Genomic DNA, 5,159 nt, shown 5'->3' with positions numbered 1-5,159 from the left:
GTTTACGCGCCCCCCGTGATCCTGACCCCCGTTTTCCCCTGCATCCTTCGACGGTTCACCCCTCGCGGATATCGTAAACATTAATGGAAGATGCACACCAACATGATCTCTCAATGCTCAAAGTACATCGGGATATCTGTGGATATTGCGGTTGTTGCGTTTCGGTCTGCCCGGAAGGCGCCCTTGAACTGATCGATGCGTACCTGTCCGTTGAAGAGAACTGCACCAGCTGCGGAGTCTGTGCAAAGGTCTGCCCGCTCGGGGCCCTGGAGGTTGTTCATGAAAAGCAGGTATGACGTCCTTGTCATCGGTGGCGGGCCTGCCGGCGCACTCGCAGCACAGACCGCCGTTGAGAAAGGACTATCAGCCTGCATTGTCGAGAAGCGTCCCGCTATCGGGGCACCGGTCCGCTGCGCAGAGGGGATAGGGAAGGAAGCGCTCACGGAATTCATCGAGCCGGACCCCTGCTGGATATCAGCGGAGATGACCGGCGCGACCATCGTTGCTCCGGATGGATTCGTCATGCAGCTCTCCTCGAAGATGGCCGGCGGCAAGGTCGGGTATGTCCTTGACCGGAAGGTTTTCGATCGCGAACTTGTCTGGCGGGCTGCCGATGCCGGGGCGGATGTTGCTGTCAAATCCCGTGCAGCAGCCCCCATCATGGAGAATGGCGTGGTAAAAGGCGCAAAAATCGACTTCGCCGGCAAGGTGACCAGCGTCCGTGCAGAAGTAGTGGTCGCTGCTGACGGCGTTGAGTCGAAGTTTGCGAAATGGTGCGGGATCGACACCACGGTGCCGGTCCGCGAGATCATGAGCGGCGTCCAGTACGTGATGACCGGGATTGATATCGACCCGGAATCTACGGTGTTCTATCTCGGTAACGAGGTTGCCCCGGAGGGTTACCTGTGGGTCTTCCCCAAGGGGCCCAGATCGGCGAATGTCGGGATTGGTATCTCCGGAAAGAAGAGCGGGACAGGGCACCGGGCCAAGGACTATCTTGACAAGTTTGTCAAAAAGACCTTCCCGAACGGAAAGACCATTGAGTACATCCCGGGTGGCGTCTCGGTGTGCCGGCCGCTCGAATGTACGGTTGCTGACGGCCTGGTGCTGACCGGCGATGCTGCCCGCGTTGTCGACCCCCTGACCGGTGGCGGGATTTACAATGCGATGTTCACCGGGAAGCTTGCGGCACAGACCGCAGCGGACTGCATCGGCAAGGGCGATGTGTCGAAGAAGGCCCTCATGGCCTACGACAAGGCATGGCGTGCCTCCAAGATGGGGAAGACGATCGAGCGCAACTACCACATCAAGGAATATTTGATCAAACAGCCCGATGAGAAACTCAACGAGATCATCCACTCGGTATCGAAGATCGATATGACGGAGTTCACCACCTTGAACCTGATAAAAGAGATTATCCGGGTGAACCCGAAACTGGTGCTGGAACTCGGGGCCCTTGCGGCCTCACTCCGCTGATTTTTTAAGCTGTTTGTTGAGGAGCCGCAGGCAGTCGTCCTCGGCCTCTTTTTTCGTGAATACGGTAAAGATATCGCCCGGCTGGATCTTCACGTTTCCGCTCGGGATGATCAGTTCTCCCCCCTGCCTGCGGATCGCGATAAAGACGAAGTCCTTAACCTTGAGTTCGCGGATCTCGTGACCCACTATGGGTGCCCCTGCCTCCGCCACGATCTCGAAGATGGTTCCGCCGGGGATGGACGCAAGCTGCTGGAGCTGCGGGTTCTGGGTCCAGTAATACAGCCGGGCTGCCACAAGCTCGTCCGGGTTCTCGCTGATCCGCACCCCAACCTCCTTGAAGAAGTCCGAGTGGGAGGGCTGGTTGACAATGGCGACCACGTTCGGGACCCGGAACTTCTTTGCAAGCCAGCAGGTCATCAGGTTGACCGAGTCGTCGCTTGTGGTTGCGATGAGGGCGTCCGCCCTGTCAATGCCGGCCTCTTCAAGCACGGTCTTGTCCGTTGCGTTGCCGGTCACGGCCATAACATCGTAGTGCTCGAGCAGCTCGCTGCACCGGGCCTCGTCCTGGTCGATGACAACGACAGTATGTGCATGCTCTACCGACTGCCGGGCAAGGTTTCTCCCGATCCCGCCAAGCCCCACGATGACAATATACATGATTACCGGTTACCATCATCGCCATTGAAATATTTTGCGCATCAACCGGTTGGTGTGATCTGCGGGGTCGACGAGGCGGGAAAGGGCTCGGTACTGGGCCCAATGGTGGTGGCGGCAGTTGCTGTGCCGTCGGAAGATGCTCTCGACGACTTGGGGGTGAAGGACTCCAAGCTCCTTTCGGCCAAGGAGCGGGAACGCCTCTATTCCCTGATAAAAAAGTGCTGTAAAGTCGCCACGGTCCGGCTTGATGCAAACGAGATCGACGCGATCCGTACCGAGATGACCATGAACGCCGCGGTTGCCCGGGCCCATGCGCAGGTTATCCGGAAATTATCCCCAGACTGCGCCTACGTCGATGCCTGCGATGTGAACATCTTCCGGTACGCCGAGATGGTCAAAAGCCACCTGGACAACCACTGCGAGATCGTCTCTGAGCACCATGCCGACGAAAAGTTCCCTGTTGTCTCCGCGGCGAGTATCATCGCCAAGGTAACACGGGATCGTGCCATTGCAACTCTATCGAAGAAATACGGTGAACTGGGAAGCGGATATCCGTCCGATCCGGTCACGATCCGGTTCCTCAATGACTGGATTGACGAACACCGGACGCCGCCCCCGATTGCCCGAAAGAGCTGGAAGACGGTCAGTGCGATCCTTGCCCGTAAATCGCAGAAGAGCCTGATGGATTTTTAGATTCGAGAGGTCATCAGACCCCGAGAAGGAGAAGAACCCGCAAGGGTTCTTCGAGTTCCGAGAGGTCATCAGACCTGGAGGAAGAGAAGAATTGCGTAGCAATTCTTCGATTTGCTGAAGGCCATCAGGCCTGAAGCTTTGTTTTTTTCCACCCACTGGAATTGTTGATGACCTGTCGCAACTCGAAGATTTCCCTGACGGGAAATCTTCTCTACCTCTGGGTCCGATGATCTGTCGCAACTCGAAGACTTCCCTGACGGGAAATCTTCTCTACCTCTAGGTCCGATGACCTGTCGCAACTCGAAGATTTCCCTGACGGGAAATCTTCTCTACCTCTGGGTCCGATGATCTGTCGCAACTCGAAGACTTCCCTGACGGGAAATCTTCTCTACCTCTAGGTCCGATGACCTGTCGCAACTCGAAGACTTCCCTGACGGGAAATCTTCTCCTGCGTCGGGTCTGATGACCCTCCGCATACAGAAGCCCTTTATCCTTCCGGAACCGCCTTATATGATAATGGACTGGCTGCTGATTGCAGGCGTAATCGTCGCGGTGTACGCGATGATCGCGTATTACATCAAGACATTCCGGCTCTGGGAGAACCATATCGTGTTCTACGGGCCGATCCTGGCGATCAAGACGGAACGGGTCGGATTCTTTGACTGGTTCACCCGCTATAGCCGGTTCTTCCGCTTTTATGGGACCATCGGGGTTGCGATGGTCATCGTTGTCTCGGTGCTGATGACCGTCATGCTCGTCCTCTCGCTCCAGACAACGATCGTCCACCAGCCGGAGCCGACTGCGGTTAACGAGTTGCGGAACGTGCTTGCGATCCCCGGGGTCAATGAGTTCATTCCCCTGACTATCGCGGTCCTCCTCGGCCTTATCGTTACCATGGTTGTCCACGAGTTCGGCCATGCCATCCTCTGCCGCATCGAGGGGATCCGCGTGAAATCCATGGGGATTCTCATCCCGGTCATTCCCATTGGCGCCTTTGTGGAGCCGGACGAGGAAGACCAGGAGAAGACAAAAGGTCTTGCAAAGATGCGGATGTTCGGTGCCGGCATCACCAACAATATCGTGCTGGGGATTGTCTGTTTCTCTCTTCTTGCAATCCTGCTCGGGACCGCGATTCCACTCCCGACGCCGCTCGTCAGTGGCGTCTATCCCGATACTCCTGCCGCCCTTTCCGGTGTTCCGGCGAATTCGGTGATCCAGGAAGTGAACGGCATGAAAATATCCACACGGGACGATGTGGCGTCGGTCCTCGACACCACCCGGCCCGGGGATACTGCAACACTCCTTGTCGAGAAGGACGGGGTAGCAGCTACCTATTTACTGACCCTTTCCGCTTGGCCTGCCGCGCTCAGTGACAAGACCAGCGGTTTTATGGGGGTGTCGTATTACGATGCCGGGCAGCTGAAACGGATCTTTGACAACCTGTTAAGTCCCATCGGTTTTCTCGTTCTCCTTGCAATCCCTATCTGGGTGATCCTCGACCCTGCCACGTACGGCTCGTTCATGATCCTGATGAATGACAGCGCCGGCTCGGTGATGTGGAACACGCCTTTCCCGCATTTCTGGCTTGTCATCCAGCTCCTCTTCTGGTGCGGCTGGTGGAACCTGGTTGTCGGGACCTTCAATGCTCTTCCGCTGGTGCCGCTTGACGGCGGGTATATCATGAAGGAGGGGGTTGACCGGATCCTCGATAAAAAAGGACTGATCCGGTATTCGGGGCACGTGGTTGCGGCAGTCAGTTACGCGATGCTGGTCGTGATCATGGCGATCTTCCTGCTGCCAAAAATCCTCCATATGTAAAGGAAAATCGCCCTCCTGGTATAATTCATAATTTTTTTATTATAACAGAATGCACCAAATCATCTATGCAAAAACAATGGGGAGTTTTTTCTTTTCGCTGGATTGTTCTTGTGTTCTTTGTTGCAGGGGCCTGCGTAATTGCCGGTTGTTCCCAACCCGGCACCGGTGGGCCGGCAGGAGTTGCAAAAGGCCCGGGTGGCTGCGATTCGGCGGCGTCCTGCGCCGCTTATTGCCAGCAGCATACGACTGAATGCGACCAGTTCTGCAGCGCTGAGCCGGCAGCCTGCGGCGGGGCCATGGGCGGTGCACCGGTAGTGCAATCCGCAGGAAAAGGAGATTTCAGCACAGGCACCTCGTGCGCTACTCCGGCAATCAAACAGAAGTTCAGCGATCAGGTGAACAGGATCCTTGTCTCCCCGCCGGAGTCGCTGCGTGCTCCCAACTGGCAGACCAAGATCCTTCCTGCGGGTAATCCCTACCCGGGATATTATTATGATATATCCACGGCCTTTGGC

The 5,159-nt window shown here is 56.6% G+C and carries 6 protein-coding genes; 5 read left to right on the top strand and 1 reads right to left on the bottom strand.

The features are described from left to right. Positions 1–113: 113 nt before the first annotated feature. Both CW742_RS06860 and CW742_RS06855 read left to right on the top strand, forming a co-directional pair. Complete coding sequence (locus CW742_RS06860) at positions 114–296, top strand: 4Fe-4S binding protein (protein ID WP_015285026.1); 183 nt, start codon at positions 114–116, stop codon at positions 294–296. Then, positions 280–1,476 (top strand): NAD(P)/FAD-dependent oxidoreductase, encoded by a 1,197-nt coding sequence (locus CW742_RS06855; RefSeq protein WP_292418295.1) that lies wholly within the window; start codon positions 280–282, stop codon positions 1,474–1,476. Before CW742_RS06860 ends, CW742_RS06855 begins: the two co-directional genes overlap by 17 nt. On the opposite strand, the gene CW742_RS06850 is transcribed toward CW742_RS06855, so the two are convergent. Continuing rightward, a complete protein-coding gene (locus CW742_RS06850; RefSeq protein WP_292418291.1) occupies positions 1,465–2,133 on the bottom strand; it encodes a TrkA family potassium uptake protein in 669 nt (222 codons plus the stop codon). The two genes, CW742_RS06855 and CW742_RS06850, sit on opposite strands and share 12 nt — an antisense overlap. A gap of 54 nt (positions 2,134–2,187) precedes the next feature. Between CW742_RS06850 and rnhB the strand changes: the two genes are divergently transcribed. The 3 genes from rnhB to CW742_RS06835 all read left to right on the top strand — a co-directional run. Further along, positions 2,188–2,826 (top strand): ribonuclease HII, encoded by a 639-nt coding sequence (gene rnhB / locus CW742_RS06845; RefSeq protein ID WP_292418288.1) that lies wholly within the window; start codon positions 2,188–2,190, stop codon positions 2,824–2,826. 516 nt (positions 2,827–3,342) lie between these two features. After that, positions 3,343–4,644: a site-2 protease family protein gene (locus tag CW742_RS06840; RefSeq protein WP_292418285.1), complete on the top strand. Its 1,302-nt coding sequence runs from the start codon at positions 3,343–3,345 to the stop codon at positions 4,642–4,644. A 110-nt stretch (positions 4,645–4,754) separates the two neighbouring features. Then, the coding region (locus CW742_RS06835) for a hypothetical protein (RefSeq protein ID WP_292418282.1) at positions 4,755–5,159 on the top strand (405 nt) is incomplete at its 3' end.

Origin of the sequence: Methanoregula sp. (genome assembly GCF_002835825.1) — an archaeon.
Lineage (GTDB): Archaea > Halobacteriota > Methanomicrobia > Methanomicrobiales > Methanospirillaceae > Methanoregula.
This window is presented reverse-complemented; position numbering and strand designations above follow the sequence as displayed.